Consider the following 16,865-nt stretch of genomic DNA (forward strand, 5'->3'; position numbering starts at 1 on the left):
GAGTAGGGGAGTAGGGGAGTAGGTTGGGTTCGAGGGCATTCCAAACACACTCCCTTATTCCCCTACTCCCTTACTCCCATAAATTCTAATTCCCCAGCGCCAACTGATCCGTGATCTCAAACCGCTCCGAGACGCCGACACGGATCATGTTGAGGCTGCCTTCCCTGGTGAAGCGGAAGTCGCCGGGCGCGTCGGAACCGGCCGGCTGGCCGGCACGGAAAGAGATGATGCGCGTGCCGCCGTCGGGCCAGGTCACAGTGATGTTCGCCTTGTCGGCGCTGTGCACCACGCTGACCTTGCAGCGCTCCATCGGCTGGCCGACATAGCGGGCGCAAGGAATTTCGGGGCCAGAAGCCAGCGTCGGAGCGGAATCAAGCGGGACGTCAGGCGCCGCCAGCGCCAGTAGGTACGCATCCTGCATGGCGGCGTGGCCGATTTCCTCTGGCGATTTCGGCGTGCTTTCGGCTGCCGGACCGGCGCCGCCAAGCCGCGCCGTCAGGTCGGGCGGTGCGACCGGCGCGCTGTCAGCTGAGCCGATGGCCTGCGATTGGTCCGGTGCCGAGGCCTGCCCGGCCTCCTTGCCGCTGCCGGTGGAGGCAACCACCGGCGCATCGGCCGGTCTTGGCTCACCTTCGACATAGGGGGTCGGATTGAGAGGGATGAGATAGCGCGCCGGTGCCCAGCCGCTCAGCTTCTCCTTGCCCGTGCTTTCGACCTTGCACCATTTGTAGCCGTTGATGTCGTTGCAGCCGAGATTGGTGACCATGTCGCCGCTGCTCAGCCGCGCCTCGACCGTGGCGACCGGCGATGCGGTGGTGCGGACCTTGAGAAGGTCGTCCGGCGCCAGGCCGGTAACGACGGAGATGACGAGCTCCGGCGCCTCTTGGGCCATCTCTTCAGCCATAGCGGGGGCAATCACCGGCCACGCCGTCATCAGCAGCGGAGCAGCAATCAGCGCATGGAGGATTGTTCGGAGCGTAACTGTGCGCCTCATCGTTTGGCCGTGCGCTGATACCGTGCCGGCGGATCGAGCCCGCCGCAAGCCCGGCCGGTTTTATAAGGGACGACGCGGCGCCATGTAAGCCCGAAAATTCGGGCCGCCGTTTCGCCAGCCTTCAGCCGGGCAGGGGCATGAACCCGGTTCTGAGCGCGTGAGCCCATTCCGGCCGGCCCGCTTGTTCGGCCTGCCTGGCGGCCGCCTCATGATCGTAGTCGACGGCGATGGCCTCGAAGCCGTCGGGCTGGCCGTTGCTGCCCGAGGTGACGATGCCGTAGCGCGCATGCGGCGAGCCCTGCTCGGAGACATGCGCCGGCGGCGTGGAATCGTCATAGGCAGGGCAGCCGATGCTGCCCGGATTGAAGATGACGGGACCGTCGGGGACGCGGATCAGTTCCGCGCGGTGGCTGTGGCCGCACAGCGCGATGCGGCAAGCCGGGTCGAGCGCCTTCAGCCGCCGCCGGATTGCCGTCAGCGGCGCGCGCACCAACTGGCCATTGACGATGGTATCAGTGAGATATTTCTCGTCATGGTCGGGACGGGCGTGGAAAGCGATGATTCCGGGTGCGATCTCCAGCGTCAACGGCTGGGCGAACAGCACCTGGCGCTGTGCCTCGGTCAGCCGCTCCTGCGCATAGACGTCGGAGGGCCACATGGTGTCATCAGCGGGGTCGGCGGCAACACGGCGGTCGTGGTTGCCGCGCACCGTCGGCAGGTTCAGCGCCTGCAGCCGTTCCATCGTTTCGCGCGGCCATAGCGGGCCGGAAACGCTGTCGCCGAGATTGACGGTCAGGTCGGCGCCGCCGCGCCGGCGCAGGTCGTCAAGCACGGCGTCGAGCGCCAGCACATTGCCGTGGATGTCGGCGAGGACGGCGATGCGCATTTCGGGAAGCTCCTGTGTGACGCCGCTTTTCCTTTTCCCCACGTTCGTGGGCGAAGAACCCAAGTCCTTCAGGGTCGGGCGTGCACTTCGATATCGTGGCCGCCAACCGCCGGCAGTGCGGGATCGTCGCCGGCGGCGGCGATGACGCTGTCGAGCAGGCCGGGGAAGCGGGCGTCGAGATCGGCCCGGCGCAGTGTGATCATGCGGTTGGTGCCGACCACCTCGGCGCGGGTGACGCCGGCCTCGCGCAATTTGGCGAGGTGGTAGCTCAGATTGGTCTTCGAGCCGAAATCGAGGAACTGGCTGCAGTTCAGCGGCACGCCCTGCTTGCTGGCGAGATAGCGCACGATGGCAAGCCGCGTCGGGTCGCCGAGCACGCCAAGCACGATCGGCAGGCTGATCTGGTCCGTATTGGGGTGTGGCAAGGTCATGGCTCGAAACTAAGCACAGTCGGGTCCGATTTCAACGCATCCATCATTGTTGGCTCCACATGGCCTTTCTCCGTCTCGCGCGAACCCCGCCCGGCCTGTGCTGACACAGGGCTGTCAGGAAGGTTCAGCTATTTTTCCCTGGCTTCATTGACATGATGCCCCGTTATGTCCAATTGTTCAATAACTTTTGAACTAAGGACATCCCGCCATGGACAAGCGCCTCTTCTGGCTCGCGCTCGGATCGTTCACGATCTCGACCGAAGGCTTCGTCATCTCCAGCCTTCTGCCCGACATCGCGGCGGATGCCGGCATCTCCATTCCGCTGGCCGGCACGCTGATTACCGCCTTCGCGCTCGCCTATGCGGTCGGCACGCCGATCCTGGCGACGCTGACCGGCGAATGGGACCGGCGCCGCGTCATCCTGTGGACGCTGGTGTTCTTCGTCATCGGCAACATCGCCGCGGCCTTGAGTTCCTCCTTCGAACTGCTTCTGGTCGCGCGCATCGTCATGGCGCTGTCGTCGGGCCTGTTCGCCGCAACCGCGCAGGGCACCGCAGTAGCGCTGGTCGATGATCATCACCGGGCGCGTGCCATCGCCGTCGTCGTCGGCGGCACCACTGTGGCCGTTGCGCTCGGTGCGCCGCTCGGCGCGCTCGTTGCCACCGTCGCCGGCTGGCGCGGTACCTTCTTTGCCATCGCCGGCCTTGGCGCGCTTGCAGGCGCGATCCTGTGGTACCGGCTGCCGCAGGGCATCGTCGGCACCAGGCTGCCCTTGAAGCGCAGGCTGGCGGCAGCGCTGCGTCCAGGCGTGATGCCGATCCTGTTGACGACAGTGCTGGCGCTGATCGGCGCCTTCACCGTCTTTGCCTATGTCGCGCCGCTTGCCATCGAGGGCGGCGGTCTCAGCCAGATCGCGCTGCCCGGCATGCTGCTCGCCTTCGGCGTCGGCGCCGTCATCGGCAACATTGGCGGCGGCCAGGCCGCCGACCGGTTCGGTGCGACCCGCACCGTCGGCTGGTCGCTGGCGCTGAGTGCAGCCATGCTGGTCTTATTGTCGGTCATCCCGACCTTCCTGCCGCACCATATTGCCGGGCCGGCGCTGATGGCGATGATGGTGCCGTGGGGCATCGTCGGCTGGGCGTTCCCGCCGGCGCAGGCGAGCCGCATCATCAAGCTGGCGCCCGATGCCGCCCCGATCGTGCTGTCGCTCAACGCCTCGGCGCTCTATCTCGGCGTGGCGCTGGGTGCCGTGGTCGGTGGTGCCGTGCTGCGCTACGGCGCGCCGGCCGATCTCGGCCTGGTCGCCGCGATCTTCCCGATCGTCGGGCTTGGCGTCGTGGTCGCCGGCCGCTGGGCGGCTCGGCCTGTAGAAATGCCTGCCGAGTAGAGTCTTTGGCAAACGCTGGCCTTAGGGCGTGGCCGGCGGCAGATCAAAATCCAGCGCGGCGATCTCATCCAGAGCCGCGCGCAAATCTTCGGCCTTGTCCTTGCCGACGACATCCTCGAAACGCTGCTGGGCGATTTGCCACAGTTTCATCGCTTCCTCGATCTTGTCCAGGCCCTTTGGCGTCAGTCGTACACGCTTGACGCGGCGGTCCTCCGGGTCGGCGAAGGTCTCGACATAGCCGTCGCGGATCAGCGGTTTCAGCGTATGGCCGAGCGCCGACAGGTCCATGATCAGCGACGTGGCGATGGCGCCCATCGCCGGCTCATCGCCCATATGGATCTGGTAAAGCAGGCCCTGCTGCGTCGCCTTGAGGCCTGACGGCTCCACCACATCATCATAAAACTTGCCGAGCTTGCGCGCCGCGCGGCGCAGCGCGGCGTTGTTGCAGAGCGTGAGGCCGGGCAGGCTGTCCTTTGACATGATGGTCCCTGGCGCCGGCGAATGAGGCCCGGCTGCTCCCCTCAAATAATCCCCGCCCGTCTCATTGACAAGATAGTGGCATATGCCTACTTCACAATTAGTGGTATATGCCACTAAATCAGATCAAGCGGCTTTCCGGCAGCGCGGCAGATGCCACGGCGCCGGGGGTCATTCGAAACGAACAAGATCAGTTGAAGAAGGAACAGGACAATGAGTGGACAGGGCAACAAAGGCACGGCGGTCGTCACCGGTGCTTCGTCGGGCATCGGCGCGGTCTATGCCGACCGGCTGGCGGGGCAGGGCTACGATCTGGTGCTGGTGGCGCGGCGCGCCGACCGGCTGGAGGAACTGGCCGGGAAGCTGCGCCAGACCTATAGCCGCAAGGTCGGCGTGATCAGCGCCGATCTTGCAAACGACGATGATGTGCGCCGCGTCGAGCAAGCTGTAACAGCCGACGAGAGCATCACACTGCTGGTCAACAATGCCGGCATCGGCGGCCAGGCCGTCGTGGCCACCGCCGATGTCGACGCGGCCGAGCGCATGATCAAGGTCAACACCATCGCCTTGACGCGTCTAACCCGCGCCGTGCTGCCGGGGCTTTTGGCACGCAACCGCGGCGGCATCGTCAACATCGCCTCGGTGCTCGCCTTCGACACCTCCTTCGGCGGCATCTACAGCGGCACCAAAGCTTATGTGGTCAACTTCACCGAAGCCCTGCACCGTGAGGTCGAGGGCACCAATGTGAAGGTGCAGGTGGTGCTGCCGGGCGCGACCCGGACCGATTTCTGGGAACTTGCCGGCACCGATATCGCAAACGTTCCGAAGGAGATCATCATGACCGCCGACGACATGGTCGATGCCGCACTTGTCGGCTTGGCCAAAGGCGAGGCGGTCACCGTGCCCGCGCTTGTCGATGCGGCCAAGCTCGACACATTCCTCGGCGCCCGGCAAGCCTTCTACGGCAGCCTGCACGCCGACAAGCCGGCGGCGCGTTACGGGGTTTGACGTTTGAGAGGCTGGTTCGCTTTGCGAACCAGGACCCCCACCCCGCTGCTTCGCAGCGACTTGCCGGGGCGAGCCACGGGTCTCGCCCGTCCTTCGGACCCCCACAAGGGGGAAGGTTGGGGACGCGGCTTGTCCGCCCATGCGACAATGGTCTTGTGGGGTGCGAAAAGCTGGACTCCCCACCTCCCCCTTGTGGGGAGGTCGGACCGAAGGTCAGGGTGGGGGGCTGGCGCGGGTTTTGGCTTGAGCGCTTTACACCGACCGCCACATCGGAATGATCGAGGCGGCCAGTACCAGCGCCAACACGACGTTGAGCGCGCGCCATTGCCACTCGGTCTTGAGCAGCCGCGCCAGCACCATGCCGGCCACGCACCACAGCGACAGCGAGGCGGCGGCCGCGAGGCCGAAAGTGGCGCCGAGCAGCAGCGCGAGCTGCATCGGTCCGCTAGCCAATGCCGCGAACGACGCCGCGGCGCCCAGTCCCATCGCACATCCCTTCGGGTTCATCCATTGAATGCCGGCGCCGCCGAGAAAGCTGTTCGGCCTGGTCATGGTCACATCCAGATTAGGCGGTCCGCTGCGGCCGATCTTGATCGCCAGCCAGACGAGATAAAGTGAGCCGGTGACCTTCATCGCCAGTTGCAGCGAGGGCACGGCGAGCAGCAGGCCGGCGAGCCCGGCGGCGGCGGCGCTCGTCACCGTGGCGAGGCCGGCGGCGCTGCCGATCAGCAGGGGTACCGAACGGCGAAAGCCGAACTGCGCGCCCGATGCCGTTGACAGGGTCGTGGCGATGCCGGGCGTAGTGGTGGCGACGATGGCAAACAGGATGAGCGGGAAAATGGGCTCGAGCATGCGGCGTCCTCGGTGGGAGGGCTGCCATCGTAGCTGCGCACGAGCTTCAGTAAATGCAATGTTTGCTATGGTTGACATTAGCAAGCATAATGCCAACCATGATCCGAAATCTCGACATGGCGCTGATCCGCACCTTTATCACCGTCGCCGACAAGGCCAGCATGACAGCGGCGGCCAATGCACTGCACCTGACGCAAGGTGCTGTCAGCCAGCAGGTCAAACGGCTGGAGGAGGCGTTCGGCTCGAGCCTCTTCGAGCGCGACCGGCGCGGCTTGCGGCTGACGCGCGCCGGTGAACAGCTGTTCGGCAGGGGCAAGCGGCTGCTGGCCTTGAATGACGAGATCTGGGCCGAAATGGCTGGGACACCGGTGGCCGGCCAGGTGCGGCTCGGCGTGCCCTACGACCTTGTCGGCACCTTGCTGGCGCCGGTGCTGAAGACCTATGCCGAGACCTATCCGCAGGTCGAGATATCGCTGGTCTGCGCCTCGTCGCCAGAATTGACTGCTGCCCTTGCGGCCGGGACCATCGACCTTGCCGTGATCGAGGAATGCGCCGGCCCGTCGGCCGGCGAATGCCTCGTCGTTGACCGGCTGGTCTGGGTCGGTGCCAAGGGCGGCGTTGCCCGCGCCAAGCGGCCGCTGCCGGTCTCGATCGTCGCCGACACCTGCGCTTTCCGGCCGGCTGTGCTGGCGGCGCTCGGTGAGCATGGGCTGGAGTGGCGCACCGTGTTCGAGAACGGCAACATCGACGCGACGACCGCGACGGTGCGCTCCGACCTCGCCGTCACCACCTGGCTGGCCTCCACGGTGCCAGCCGATCTCGACATATTACCATCGGAGTCCGGCCTGCCGCCGCTGCCGAATTTTGCCATCAACCTGCATCTGCCGAGGCATGGGGTAGGTCCCGCGGCGCAGGAATTCGCACGGCATATACGGGAAGGGCTGGCGCGGCGACCAGTCGCTGCTTGAAGCTTCTCAGAACTTGGGTTCCTCTCCCCCGTCGATCGGGGAGAGGTGTCGAGCGAAGCTCGACCGAGTGGGGGGTCGATCTTTCATCGTGGGGCGAGGAACCCAGGTCCTGCTACTTCCAGTTCCTGCGCCGCTCGAGCTCGGCTTCCGACGGCTCTCCCGTGACAAACGACCCGACCTTGACCTCGCCCGCGCGTTCGTAGGTCGCCATGATGACGCCGGTGCCGGTTGCCTGCGACTTAATGAGCTTGAAGGCGGCCGGGATCGCGCTGTCGCCGAACAGCCGCTTGCCCTTGCCCAGCAACAGCGGGAAGACCATCAGCCGGATCTCGTCGATCAGCCCGTTGGCGAGCAGCGTTTGGATCAGGTTGCCCGATCCCTGGATGAGCAGGTCGGGTCCATCCTCCTGCTTGAGGCGGCGCAACGCCGCAACGATATCGGGCCCGAGCGATTGCGTGTTCTGCCAGGTGAGGGTGTCGGGCCGATGCGTCGCGACATATTTGGTCGCGGGGTTGAAGGCATCCGCGATCGGATCTTTCTGATACGGCCAGTAGGCGGCGAAGATATCGTAGGTCCTGCGGCCGAGAAGCAGGGCGAAAGGCTTGGAGAACAGTTCATCCATCGCCGCGCCCCCCGCCTCGTCGAAGTAATGGAAGGTCCAGCCGCCGAACTTGAAGCCGCCGACCGGATCCTCTTGGGGGCCGCCGGGCGCCTGCATGACGCCGTCGAGGCTGATGAATGTCGCAGAGATGATCTTTCTCATTCCAATGCTCCCGTTCTTCGGTCCACGCCGTCGTGGCGGACTTCAGCCCAAGGACGGGCGACGAGCCACCGGTCCGACAGGACAGGACGAAATTTTGGAAAATCACCGTTGCTTGCGAGGCTCGGTGTGGAGATTTTCCGACGAGAACCAGACATCGCCTGATATGGCGGTGGCGGTGTCGTCCGGCGCCCTGTCCTGCGCCAGCCAGATCGAGCGGCTGCGCGCGGCCTGCTCGCCGGTGGGGATCATCGCCGCGGGGTCCGCGACCGAGGCGCCGACACAGGGAATGAACCACGACCGCATGAACGGATCGCAGGCGAAGCCTTTTTGCGTGCGTGTCACCATCACCGCCAGCGGGACGCGCTCGGCCGGCCGCCAGGGAAAGATCATGCGGCCGCCTGGCCGCAGCGCCTTCAGCCATCCGGCCGGGGGCGCTGCGACCCCGGCATTGACATAGATGATGTCGGATGGCGGCAGGGGCGTCGTCACGGCATCGCCATGGACCACCGTCGCATTGCCATAGGCTTCGAGATTTTGCCGCGCCAGATCGGCCAGCTTCTCGTCGAGTTCGAAAGCGGTGACGATGCCGCCTGGCGAAACCAGCCGGGCCAGCACGGCGGTGTAATAGCCGGTGCCGGCGCCGATATGGCAAACCGCCTCACCGGGTTTCGGTTCAAGCTTTCCAATCCACATGGCGTGCAGGAATGGCTCGCCATTGTTGATGCCCTTGTCGTCGTCGAGCGCCACCAGCACGTTCTGATAGATATGAGCCGGATCGGCGCTCGGTGTTATGACCTTGCCGTTGCCGGCGACGACCGTCCACGGCCCGGGACCGAGAAACGCTTCGCGCGGCACGTCGGCGAAAGCCGCTTCCAGACGTGGGTCGGGCGAGCCGGCATTGGCGGCCAGCAGCCGCGCGTAGAATTTCCTGATGTCTTCGATCCGGGTCATGATGCCGGAAAACATAGCGCGGATTGCCGATTTGTCGCGAGGCTGCCCCCTGCGCAGAGGGCAGCCGGTTTCCAGGCGAAGCGGAACTCAGCCGACCCCGAACATGGTGTCGTAGAGCAGCTTGAAGTTGAGCACCAGGATGATCGCGGCGACCACCCAGGCAAGGGCTGCGACGCCGCGCGGAATGGCGAGATTGCCCATCTTCTTCTTGTCGGAGACGAACTGCACCAGCGGGACGACCGCGAAGGGCAGTTGCATCGACAGGATGACCTGGCTGAACACCAGCAACTGGCCGGTGCCCTTTTCGCCATAGAGCGCGGTGACGACCACCACCGGGATAATGGCGAGGCCGCGCGTCAGCAGCCGGCGTGCCCAGTTGGGGATGCGCAGGCGCAGGAAGCCTTCCATAACAATCTGGCCGGCGAGCGTGGCCGTCACCGTCGAGTTCAGGCCGGAAGCCAGCAGCGCCACCGCGAACAGGATCGAGGCGATGCCGAGGCCGAGCAGTGGCGACAGCAGCTCGAAGGCCTGGCCGATCTCTGCGACGTCCTGGTGGCCGGTGTTGTGAAAGGCGACCGCGGACACGATCAGGATCGAGGCGTTGACGAACAAAGCCAGCATCAGGGCGATGGTCGAGTCCGTCGTTGCCCATTTGATGGCGTCGCGCTTGCCCTTGTCGGTGCGTTCATAGGCGCGGGTCTGCACGATCGAGGAGTGCAGATAGAGATTATGCGGCATGACGGTGGCGCCGATGATGCCGATGGCGATGTAGAGCATCGCCGGATTGGTGACGATTTCCGACGACGGCACGAACATGGCATGCAGGATCGAACCGGCCGGCGGGGCGGCGACGAAGATCTGGATGGCGAAGCAGCTGAAGATGATGATCAAAAGCGCGATGACGAAGGCTTCGAGATAGCGAAACCCCTTGTTCATCAGGAGCAGCACGAGGAAGGCGTCGAGCGCCGTCAGCATGGCGCCGCCGATCAGCGGAATGCCGAACAGAAGCTGCAATGCGATCGCGGTGCCGATGACTTCGGCCAGGTCGCAGGCGATGATGGCCAGCTCGCAGGCGATCCACAGCACGAAGTTCACCGGCCGGGGATAATAGGCCCGGCAGGCTTGGGCGAGGTCGCGGCCGGTGGCGATGCCGAGCCGTGCCGCCAGCGCCTGCAAAAGGATCGCCATCAGGTTGGACAGCATGATGATGAACAGCAGCGTGTAACCGAACTGGGCGCCGCCGGCGAGGTCGGTCGCCCAGTTGCCGGGGTCCATATAGCCGACCGAGACCATGTAGCCGGGACCCATGAAGGCGAACAGGCGACGGAACCAGACGCCCGAGTTCGGCACGGCGATAGAGGAATTGACTTCGCGCAGGCTGGGCTGCTCGTCCTCGTCGGGCCTGGCGAACCGCCATGAGGAACGGGAGGCTGTGGCTTCGGCTTCGGACATGAAGGATGGCTTTCCGCGAGACTGGACGATGTTGCCTTAAGCTATGCCATGGCTCAACATTATGCAATATGCTATATTTCATTGTCGTTGCTTTTTATCCGGCTGGCGGTCATCGGGTGAAACGGCAATCGGAAGCCCCGGTTGCACCTGTTGCGGAATGCAAATAAACGGCCTGAAGAATCAGAGCCCGTGCTATGAAAGCATGGATGGCAAATAGTCCTGGGAGGAGCGCGTATTGGTGCTGAAGAACAGACCAGTTCCGCGCGAGCCGCTGCTCGACGCCGAAATTCATTCGGAGGGCTTCCGGCAGCAGCGCGAAGCGCGCCGTAGTGCGTTGGTCGAGGATTATGTCGAACTGATCGCCGACCTGATCGAAGACGGCAACGAGGCGCGTCAGGTCGACATCGCCGCACGGCTCGGTGTCGCGCAGCCGACAGTGGCCAAGATGCTGACCAGGCTGTGCGCCGACGGTCTGGTGTCGAGAAAACCCTATCGTGGCGTGTTCCTGACCGAAGCCGGCCGCAAAGTCGCGGAGGAAAGCCGCATCCGCCACCAGACGGTGGAAGCTTTCTTGCGCTCGCTCGGTGTCAGTGCGGAGACAGCGCGCATCGATGCCGAGGGCATCGAGCACCATGTCAGCGCCGAGACGCTGGAAGCCTTCCGCAAGGCGATGACGGCGCGCTGAGCGCCAGAGTTCCCGCGTCGCCGGAACCGTCGCACGCCAGACACGTTTGCACCAGATCCGTGCGATTGGCGCGCGAAAGGGAGGAAACGATGGGCATCGAACAAACGCCGGCGGCAAAGGGCAAGCAGGCAGCCGAGGGACTGAAACAGGCGGCGGCCAGGGATGAGCGCAAGACCGAAGCCGAAACCGGCCATCCGCTGAAAAAGGGCGCGGCGCGTTTCGAGGAGCGTTCGAAGAGCTCCGACGGCAGGAGCGCCGGCGCCAAGCAGGAAGATTAGCTCTCTGTCGGGCTTACGTGATCGGCTGTAGGCCACGGGGACGATTGCCACGCCGAGCCGCTCGCCACAACGAACTTGGCCGCAAGGCGACGCGTGTGGCCAAAAAGGCCATCGAAAAATGCTGTGACTTGGCGCAACCGTTGGGATAATTGTTTGTCGCCCCGGAGCAACGGGGAGGTTTGCTGTACGAGGAGTTGCCATGCTCTGGAAGGGCCGTCGTCAGAGTGACAATATCGAGGACGACCGCAGCGACAGCGGCGGTGGCGGACTCGGCGGCGGCGGTGGCCAGTTCCGCATTCCGATCGGCGGCCGCACCGGTGGCGGCGGCAGCATCTTCCTCGTCATCCTGGTGGTGCTGGCCGGATGGTATTTCGGCTTCGATCCTTCGACGATCCTGGGTGGCGGCGACGGCGGCCTGCTGCCGGGCGGCGGCGGCCAGATCACCGACAACAGCGGCCAGGACAACGGTGCCACACCGGCCAATGACGAGATGAAGCAGTTCGTGGCGACCGTGCTGGCCGAGACCGAGGACACCTGGACCGGCATCTTCAAGTCGCAGGGATTGACCTACGAGGATCCCAAGCTGGTGCTGTTTTCCGGCCAGGTCCGTTCGGCCTGCGGCTTTGCCTCCGCGGCGGCCGGACCGTTCTATTGTCCCGGCGACCACAAGGTCTATCTGGACATGACCTTCTTCCAGCAACTCGACCAGCAGTTCGGCGCTTCGGGCGAATTTGCCCGCGCCTATGTGATCGCGCATGAGATCGGCCATCATGTGCAGAACCTGACCGGCATCATGTCCAAGTTCAACCAGATGCGGCAGAGCATGGGCGAGGTCGAGGCCAACCAGATGTCGGTGCGAATCGAGCTTCAGGCCGACTGCTTTGCCGGTGTGTGGGCCCACTACACCGGACAGAAAGGCATATTGGAGCAGGGCGACATCGAAAGCGCGCTGAACGCCGCCAAGCAGATCGGCGACGACACGCTGCAGAAGAAGATGCAGGGCTATGTCGTGCCGGAAAGCTTCAACCACGGCACCTCGCAGCAGCGGCAGACCTGGCTGGCGCGTGGTTACAAGAGCGGCAAGCTGTCGGATTGCAACACGCTGAGTGGGCCGATCTGACCAGACCGTTGTCGAGCTTCACCTGCCGGCGATGCTGCCGTCAGGTGGTGTCAGGATGAATAGATTCGGCCTGTTCCTGCATTGTTCCTTTCCGCGAGCTCGCCTATAAGGTGCGTCCGCCTGCGCCTGAGGGCGAGCAGAGGAGCTTGATCCTGCATGATCGACCCCAAAACCGCCAGACGGGGCCTTGCGCTCGTCTTCACCACGCTGCTGCTCGACATTATCGGCTTCGGCATGATCATGCCGGTGCTGCCGGCCTATCTCCGGGAATTGACCGGGGTCAGCATCAGCGGCGCGGCGATCGAAGGCGGCTGGCTGTTCTTCGTGTATGCGGCGATGCAGTTCTTCTTCGCGCCGATCATGGGCGGCTTGAGCGACCGGTTCGGGCGGCGGCCGATCCTGCTCGCATCGGTGCTGACCTTCTCCATCGACAATCTGATCTGCGCCGTCGCCTGGTCCTACCCGATGCTGTTCATCGGGCGCGTGCTGGCCGGCATTTCGGGCGCCAGCTATTCGACGACATCGGCCTTCATCGCCGACATCTCGAACGATGACAATCGGGCTAAGAATTTCGGCCTGCTCGGCATCGCATTTGGCGTCGGCTTCGTCATCGGGCCGGTTCTGGGCGGGCTGCTCGGCACGTTCGGGCCGCGCGTGCCGTTCTATTTCGCCGCCGGGCTCGCCTTCGTTAATTTCCTCATCGCGTTGTTTTTCCTGCCGGAAACGCTCGATGACAAGCACCGCCGCCGCTTCGAGTGGAAACGCGCCAACCCTGTCGGCACGCTTCTGCAGATGCGCCAATATCAAGGCATCGGCTGGATCGGGCTTGTCTTCTTCCTGATGACGCTCGGGCATATGATGTATCCGGCGGTCTGGTCGTTCGTCTCCAGCTACCGCTATGGCTGGAGCGAGCAGCAGATCGGCTTCTCGCTCGGCGCCTTCGGCCTGTGCGGCGCGATCGTCATGGCGACGGTGCTGCCGCGCGTCATCCCGAGGCTTGGCGAGTGGAAGACCGCGGTCATCGGCCTGACATTCACGGCAGCCAGCGCCTTCGGCTACGCCTTCGCGTCGCAAGGCTGGATGATCTATGCGGTGATCGTCGTCGGCTGCCTGGAAGCGCTGGCCGACCCGCCGCTGAGGAGCCTCGCCGCCGCCAAGGTGCCGCCTTCGGCGCAAGGCGAACTGCAGGGCGCGATGACCTCGATCTTCTCGATCACCTCGATCATCACGCCGCTGCTCTACACGGCGATCTTTTCCTGGTTCACCGGGCCAAACGCGCCGGTGACCTTCGGCGGCGCGCCCTATCTGCTGGGAGCGTGCTTCCTGACGCTGGCGGTCATCGTCTTTGTGACGAAAGTTGCGAGGCCGGCAGCGCGCACGAATGTCGCCACCGATGTCGCTGAGGATGGAGCACAGGTGTGAGTCACAACCGCATTGCGCTCACCAGGGAGGGCCATCCCGGCAGGGCAATGAGGGGCGACGCTACCGGATCGCGCTAAGCCCGTTCGGCCAGCAATTCCTCACCGCGCTTTTCGCGGATCAAATTGACGAAGCGGCGGAACAGGTAGTGTGAATCCTGCGGGCCGGGCGAAGCCTCGGGGTGATGCTGGACCGAGAACACCGGCCGGCCGGTCAGCGTGATGCCGCAATTCGAACCGTCGAACAGCGAGACGTGGGTTTCCTCGACGCCTGATGGCAGCGAGTCGGCATCCACGGCAAAGCCGTGGTTCATCGAGACGATCTCGACCTTGCCGGTGGTGTGGTCCTTGACCGGATGGTTGGCGCCGTGATGGCCCTGGTGCATCTTGGCGGTCTTGCCGCCCAGCGCCAGCGCCAGCATCTGGTGGCCAAGGCAGATGCCGAACACCGGGATGTCGGTCTTCAGCAGATCCCGGATGACCGGTACGGCATAGTCGCCGGTGGCTTCCGGGTCGCCGGGGCCGTTGGAGAGAAAAATGCCGTCCGGCTGCATGGCGAGGATTTCCTCGGCGCCGGACTTGGCCGGCACCACGGTGACCTTGGCGCCGAGGCCGGCGAGCAGGCGCAAGATGTTGCGTTTGACGCCGTAGTCGATGGCGACGACGTGCATTGTCGGTTCGATCTGTTCGCCAAAGCCTTCGTTCCACACCCAGGGCGTCTCGCGCCAGACCGAGGACTGGCCCGACGTGACCTCCTTGGCCAGATCGAGCCCGATCAGGCCCGACCATGCGGCGGCGCGGCGCTTCAGATCGTCGATGTCGAACACGCCATCGGGCGCATGCGCGATGACGGCGTTGGGCATGCCCTTTTCACGGATCAGCGCGGTGAGCGCGCGGGTGTCGATGCCCGACAAAGCGACGATGCCGCGCTTCTTCAACCACTGGTCGAGACCAGTGCCGGCACGGTAGTTGGACGGGTTGGTGACATCGGCCTTGAACACGGCGCCGACGGCGCCGGCGCGGGCGACCGGATTGAGATCCTCGATGTCCTCGTCATTGGTGCCGATGTTGCCGATATGCGGGAAGGTGAAGGTGACGATCTGGCCGGCATAGGACGGATCGGTGAGGATTTCCTGATAGCCGGTCAGCGCTGTGTTGAAGCAGACTTCGGCGACAGCGGAGCCGGTGGCGCCGAGACCGCGACCTTCGATGACGGTGCCGTCGGCCAGCACCAGAAGGGCGGTCGGCTTTTCCGTGGCCCAAGCGGGGGTCAAGGCGGGCGTCATCTCGGCCATGCGGCACTCCTGTCAGGCCGCGCGCTGCAACCGGCCCGGCGGGCCATCTGCGCGGCAAACGGCGCGAAGCGGCGATTTCGCGGCTTCCACGCAGTCAAATTTCCGTTCATGCAAGGCCCAGTACATAGGGGAAGGGGGCAGGGCGGTCAATGATCATGCGAAATGCCGCCATATTTTATTTCGCCTAGCAAAATCAGTGGCTTGCCTCGGCACATCAGAGTTTGCCTTGGCTCGCCCGCGGCGCTATTGTCCGCGCCGATCGAAGGAGAATGCACCATGCGCGGCAAAATCGCCGAATCCCTGAAGAGCGCGATGAAGGCGCAGGACAAGCACCGGCTGCCGACATTGCGGCTGATCCAGGCCGCCATTCACGACCGCGACATTGCCAATCGCGGGTCAGGCAAGGAGCCGGCCAGCGACGAGGAGATCCTGCAGATCCTGGCCAAGATGGTGAAGCAGCGCGAGGAATCGGCCAAAGCCTTCGATGACGGCAAGCGGCCGGAACTGGCCGCGCAGGAGCGCGGCGAGATGGAGATCATCCGCACCTTCCTGCCGACGCAGCTGGACGATGCGGCGGTAACTGCTGCGGCGCGCGAGGCGATCGCCGCGACCGGTGCGGCCAGCCAGAAGGACATGGGCAAGGTGATCGCCGCACTGAAGCAGAAATATGCCGGCCAGATGGATTTCGGCAAGGCGAGCGGCATCGTCAAGGGTCTGCTGCAGTAGGGTGCTGCTCATCTCGTCGCTTGGGTGGCCGACCGGGCGGAATCCAGATCCGTCCGGAATCCAAGTCCAGGAATTGGAACCCGGATAGCGCCGAGATGTTTATCCGTCATGCAACTGGAGAGATGCCATGACTGAGAACGAAACCCGCTATGAAACCGGTGCGACGAAATATCCGGCAAAGACCGATGCCGACGCTTCCGATGAATTCTCCCAGGATGCGGCCGCCAACGAGAAGCCTGCCGGCGGAATAGGGCTCACCCGCCGGATGGGCGAAGTGGAAGACCGCACCCGCCAGTCGGAGGGACAAAACCCGCCAAGACAAGTCACGCCGAGCGCCGCAACCGAAAAGACGTCCGGGGCCGGCCCCGCTATCGCGGAGCGTTCAAAGGACGCCAAGGCTCCGAAGAGCAGCCAATGAAGCGAAGGCCGGGAGCACTCCTGCGGCGCTTTGGAGATCGGCGGACAAGTGGTTCGCGTAGTTAGCGTTTGCCGATCCCTTCAACGACGATGCGGATGAGGTGCCTGATCTCGTCCTCGCTGAATGACCCGGCCGAAAGCGCCGAAAGCATCGCCTGGCCGTATATTCCAAGCAGGACCAGCGCCATGAAATTGGCATCGTCATCCCTGCGAATGACACCTTGCCGTTGGCCGAGCACCAGAAGGTCCCGGACCAGGCGCTGGAATGAGGGCCGGTCGGGCGGCGGCTGCAGGGACGGACGCTCGGCGGGGGCAAGAGCCAGCCTGGCAAGCGAGGGATTGGCCAGGCACCAGCCGGCGCTGTCGAGAAAGACTGTCTCGAGCATGACGAATACATCTTCGTTCGCCGCCATGCGGGCGCGGTAGGCGGCATCGCCCGCCTCCACGCGGGCGATGAGCCGCAACGCGATTTCTTCTTTCGAACTGAACAGATTGTAGACCGTTTTGCGGGTCAAGCCGGCGCGCGTCGCGATCTCCTCGACCGAGGTGTTGGCAAACCCCATCTCCCGAAACGCCAGGTCGGCGGCATCGAGGATGAGGCTTCGCGACCGTTCGGTCCGCTTTGGGGTTGTCATTTTTATACCCTAGTGTAAATTTACACATATGTAAACTTTTGCTGCGTGACCGCCGCATTGCGGCAGCCGCCAATCCCGCGAAGGGTCGACCGTGGCGCATCGGAATTCAAGCGGCTCTATGG

At 64.4% G+C, this 16,865-nt stretch carries 19 protein-coding genes; 9 read left to right on the forward strand and 10 right to left on the reverse strand.

What is annotated here, in order from left to right:
• Positions 1-85 precede the first annotated feature (85 nt).
• The 3 genes from EN955_RS28465 to EN955_RS28475 all read right to left on the reverse strand — a co-directional run bounded on the left by EN955_RS28465 (position 86) and on the right by EN955_RS28475 (position 2,311).
• Positions 86-904 (reverse strand): SH3 domain-containing protein, encoded by an 819-nt coding sequence (locus EN955_RS28465; protein ID WP_245462288.1) that lies wholly within the window; start codon positions 902-904, stop codon positions 86-88.
• A gap of 211 nt (positions 905-1,115) precedes the next feature.
• A complete protein-coding gene (locus EN955_RS28470) occupies positions 1,116-1,880 on the reverse strand; it encodes a metallophosphoesterase family protein (RefSeq protein WP_013530111.1) in 765 nt (254 codons plus the stop codon).
• Positions 1,881-1,948: 68 nt separating this feature from the next.
• Complete coding sequence (locus EN955_RS28475; protein WP_013530112.1) at positions 1,949-2,311, reverse strand: helix-turn-helix transcriptional regulator; 363 nt, start codon at positions 2,309-2,311, stop codon at positions 1,949-1,951.
• 208 nt (positions 2,312-2,519) lie between these two features.
• Between EN955_RS28475 and EN955_RS28480 the strand changes: the two genes are divergently transcribed.
• Positions 2,520-3,698, forward strand: a complete 1,179-nt coding sequence (locus tag EN955_RS28480) for an MFS transporter (protein ID WP_013530113.1) — start codon at positions 2,520-2,522, stop codon at positions 3,696-3,698.
• A gap of 21 nt (positions 3,699-3,719) precedes the next feature.
• On the opposite strand, the gene EN955_RS28485 is transcribed toward EN955_RS28480, so the two are convergent.
• Positions 3,720-4,178: a MarR family winged helix-turn-helix transcriptional regulator gene (locus EN955_RS28485; RefSeq protein ID WP_024504123.1), complete on the reverse strand. Its 459-nt coding sequence runs from the start codon at positions 4,176-4,178 to the stop codon at positions 3,720-3,722.
• A 210-nt stretch (positions 4,179-4,388) separates the two neighbouring features.
• Here EN955_RS28485 and EN955_RS28490 point away from each other — a divergent pair, with 210 nt between their 5' ends.
• Positions 4,389-5,183 carry an SDR family oxidoreductase gene (locus EN955_RS28490; RefSeq protein ID WP_024504122.1) on the forward strand — a complete coding sequence of 265 codons (795 nt, stop codon included), beginning with the start codon at positions 4,389-4,391 and terminating at the stop codon, positions 5,181-5,183.
• Between the two features lie 252 nt (positions 5,184-5,435).
• Here EN955_RS28490 and EN955_RS28495 read toward each other — a convergent pair whose 3' ends face one another.
• Entirely contained in the window at positions 5,436-6,035 is a 600-nt protein-coding gene (locus tag EN955_RS28495; RefSeq protein ID WP_024504121.1) for a LysE family translocator, read from the reverse strand.
• A gap of 98 nt (positions 6,036-6,133) precedes the next feature.
• Here EN955_RS28495 and EN955_RS28500 point away from each other — a divergent pair, with 98 nt between their 5' ends.
• Positions 6,134-7,003: a LysR substrate-binding domain-containing protein gene (locus EN955_RS28500; protein ID WP_024504120.1), complete on the forward strand. Its 870-nt coding sequence runs from the start codon at positions 6,134-6,136 to the stop codon at positions 7,001-7,003.
• 112 nt (positions 7,004-7,115) lie between these two features.
• Here the strand turns inward: EN955_RS28500 and EN955_RS28505 are convergent, their stop codons facing one another.
• From EN955_RS28505 to EN955_RS28515, 3 genes are all read right to left on the reverse strand, one after another.
• A complete protein-coding gene (locus EN955_RS28505) occupies positions 7,116-7,766 on the reverse strand; it encodes a dihydrofolate reductase family protein (protein WP_024504119.1) in 651 nt (216 codons plus the stop codon).
• A gap of 102 nt (positions 7,767-7,868) precedes the next feature.
• Entirely contained in the window at positions 7,869-8,717 is an 849-nt protein-coding gene (locus EN955_RS28510; RefSeq protein WP_024504118.1) for a protein-L-isoaspartate O-methyltransferase, read from the reverse strand.
• 87 nt (positions 8,718-8,804) lie between these two features.
• Entirely contained in the window at positions 8,805-10,169 is a 1,365-nt protein-coding gene (locus EN955_RS28515; protein WP_013530120.1) for an Nramp family divalent metal transporter, read from the reverse strand.
• A gap of 235 nt (positions 10,170-10,404) precedes the next feature.
• Between EN955_RS28515 and mntR the strand changes: the two genes are divergently transcribed.
• The 4 genes from mntR (at position 10,405) to EN955_RS28535 (ending at position 13,674) form a co-directional block, all read left to right on the forward strand.
• Positions 10,405-10,854 (forward strand): manganese-binding transcriptional regulator MntR, encoded by a 450-nt coding sequence (mntR, locus tag EN955_RS28520; RefSeq protein WP_024504117.1) that lies wholly within the window; start codon positions 10,405-10,407, stop codon positions 10,852-10,854.
• Positions 10,855-10,943: 89 nt separating this feature from the next.
• Positions 10,944-11,132, forward strand: coding sequence for a hypothetical protein (locus tag EN955_RS28525; RefSeq protein ID WP_024504116.1), 189 nt, complete (start codon positions 10,944-10,946; stop codon positions 11,130-11,132).
• A gap of 199 nt (positions 11,133-11,331) precedes the next feature.
• Complete coding sequence (locus EN955_RS28530) at positions 11,332-12,252, forward strand: neutral zinc metallopeptidase (protein ID WP_013530123.1); 921 nt, start codon at positions 11,332-11,334, stop codon at positions 12,250-12,252.
• A 156-nt stretch (positions 12,253-12,408) separates the two neighbouring features.
• On the forward strand, positions 12,409-13,674 hold the full coding sequence (locus EN955_RS28535) for a tetracycline resistance MFS efflux pump (RefSeq protein WP_013530124.1): 1,266 nt from the start codon (positions 12,409-12,411) through the stop codon (positions 13,672-13,674).
• Between the two features lie 73 nt (positions 13,675-13,747).
• On the opposite strand, the gene carA is transcribed toward EN955_RS28535, so the two are convergent.
• Positions 13,748-14,965 (reverse strand): glutamine-hydrolyzing carbamoyl-phosphate synthase small subunit, encoded by a 1,218-nt coding sequence (gene carA / locus EN955_RS28540; protein ID WP_013530125.1) that lies wholly within the window; start codon positions 14,963-14,965, stop codon positions 13,748-13,750.
• Positions 14,966-15,241: 276 nt separating this feature from the next.
• Here carA and EN955_RS28545 point away from each other — a divergent pair, with 276 nt between their 5' ends.
• A complete protein-coding gene (locus EN955_RS28545) occupies positions 15,242-15,691 on the forward strand; it encodes a GatB/YqeY domain-containing protein (RefSeq protein WP_013530126.1) in 450 nt (149 codons plus the stop codon).
• Between the two features lie 127 nt (positions 15,692-15,818).
• Positions 15,819-16,109, forward strand: a complete 291-nt coding sequence (locus EN955_RS28550; protein WP_024504115.1) for a hypothetical protein — start codon at positions 15,819-15,821, stop codon at positions 16,107-16,109.
• A 61-nt stretch (positions 16,110-16,170) separates the two neighbouring features.
• On the opposite strand, the gene EN955_RS28555 is transcribed toward EN955_RS28550, so the two are convergent.
• Entirely contained in the window at positions 16,171-16,743 is a 573-nt protein-coding gene (locus EN955_RS28555; RefSeq protein ID WP_013530128.1) for a TetR/AcrR family transcriptional regulator, read from the reverse strand.
• Positions 16,744-16,865: the final 122 nt, after the last annotated feature.

The organism is Mesorhizobium sp. M7A.F.Ca.CA.001.04.2.1 (genome assembly GCF_003998485.1).
GTDB classification, from domain to species: Bacteria; Pseudomonadota; Alphaproteobacteria; order Rhizobiales; family Rhizobiaceae; genus Mesorhizobium; species Mesorhizobium ciceri.

Bases quoted from the DNA above. Each gene is read 5' to 3' on its own strand.
- EN955_RS28535 (WP_013530124.1), top strand. From the start codon at position 12,409: ATGATCGACCCCAAAACCGCCAGACGGGGCCTTGCGCTCGTCTTCACC.
- EN955_RS28470 (WP_013530111.1), bottom strand. From the start codon at position 1,880: ATGCGCATCGCCGTCCTCGCCGACATCCACGGCAATGTGCTGGCGCTC.
- EN955_RS28505 (WP_024504119.1), bottom strand. From the start codon at position 7,766: ATGAGAAAGATCATCTCTGCGACATTCATCAGCCTCGACGGCGTCATG.
- EN955_RS28485 (WP_024504123.1), bottom strand. From the start codon at position 4,178: ATGTCAAAGGACAGCCTGCCCGGCCTCACGCTCTGCAACAACGCCGCG.
- EN955_RS28525 (WP_024504116.1), top strand. From the start codon at position 10,944: ATGGGCATCGAACAAACGCCGGCGGCAAAGGGCAAGCAGGCAGCCGAG.
- EN955_RS28555 (WP_013530128.1), bottom strand. From the start codon at position 16,743: ATGACAACCCCAAAGCGGACCGAACGGTCGCGAAGCCTCATCCTCGAT.
- carA (WP_013530125.1), bottom strand. From the start codon at position 14,965: ATGGCCGAGATGACGCCCGCCTTGACCCCCGCTTGGGCCACGGAAAAG.
- EN955_RS28475 (WP_013530112.1), bottom strand. From the start codon at position 2,311: ATGACCTTGCCACACCCCAATACGGACCAGATCAGCCTGCCGATCGTG.
- EN955_RS28465 (WP_245462288.1), bottom strand. From the start codon at position 904: ATGGCTGAAGAGATGGCCCAAGAGGCGCCGGAGCTCGTCATCTCCGTC.
- EN955_RS28515 (WP_013530120.1), bottom strand. From the start codon at position 10,169: ATGTCCGAAGCCGAAGCCACAGCCTCCCGTTCCTCATGGCGGTTCGCC.
- EN955_RS28480 (WP_013530113.1), top strand. From the start codon at position 2,520: ATGGACAAGCGCCTCTTCTGGCTCGCGCTCGGATCGTTCACGATCTCG.
- EN955_RS28495 (WP_024504121.1), bottom strand. From the start codon at position 6,035: ATGCTCGAGCCCATTTTCCCGCTCATCCTGTTTGCCATCGTCGCCACC.
- EN955_RS28550 (WP_024504115.1), top strand. From the start codon at position 15,819: ATGACTGAGAACGAAACCCGCTATGAAACCGGTGCGACGAAATATCCG.
- EN955_RS28545 (WP_013530126.1), top strand. From the start codon at position 15,242: ATGCGCGGCAAAATCGCCGAATCCCTGAAGAGCGCGATGAAGGCGCAG.
- EN955_RS28500 (WP_024504120.1), top strand. From the start codon at position 6,134: ATGATCCGAAATCTCGACATGGCGCTGATCCGCACCTTTATCACCGTC.
- EN955_RS28490 (WP_024504122.1), top strand. From the start codon at position 4,389: ATGAGTGGACAGGGCAACAAAGGCACGGCGGTCGTCACCGGTGCTTCG.
- EN955_RS28510 (WP_024504118.1), bottom strand. From the start codon at position 8,717: ATGACCCGGATCGAAGACATCAGGAAATTCTACGCGCGGCTGCTGGCC.
- EN955_RS28530 (WP_013530123.1), top strand. From the start codon at position 11,332: ATGCTCTGGAAGGGCCGTCGTCAGAGTGACAATATCGAGGACGACCGC.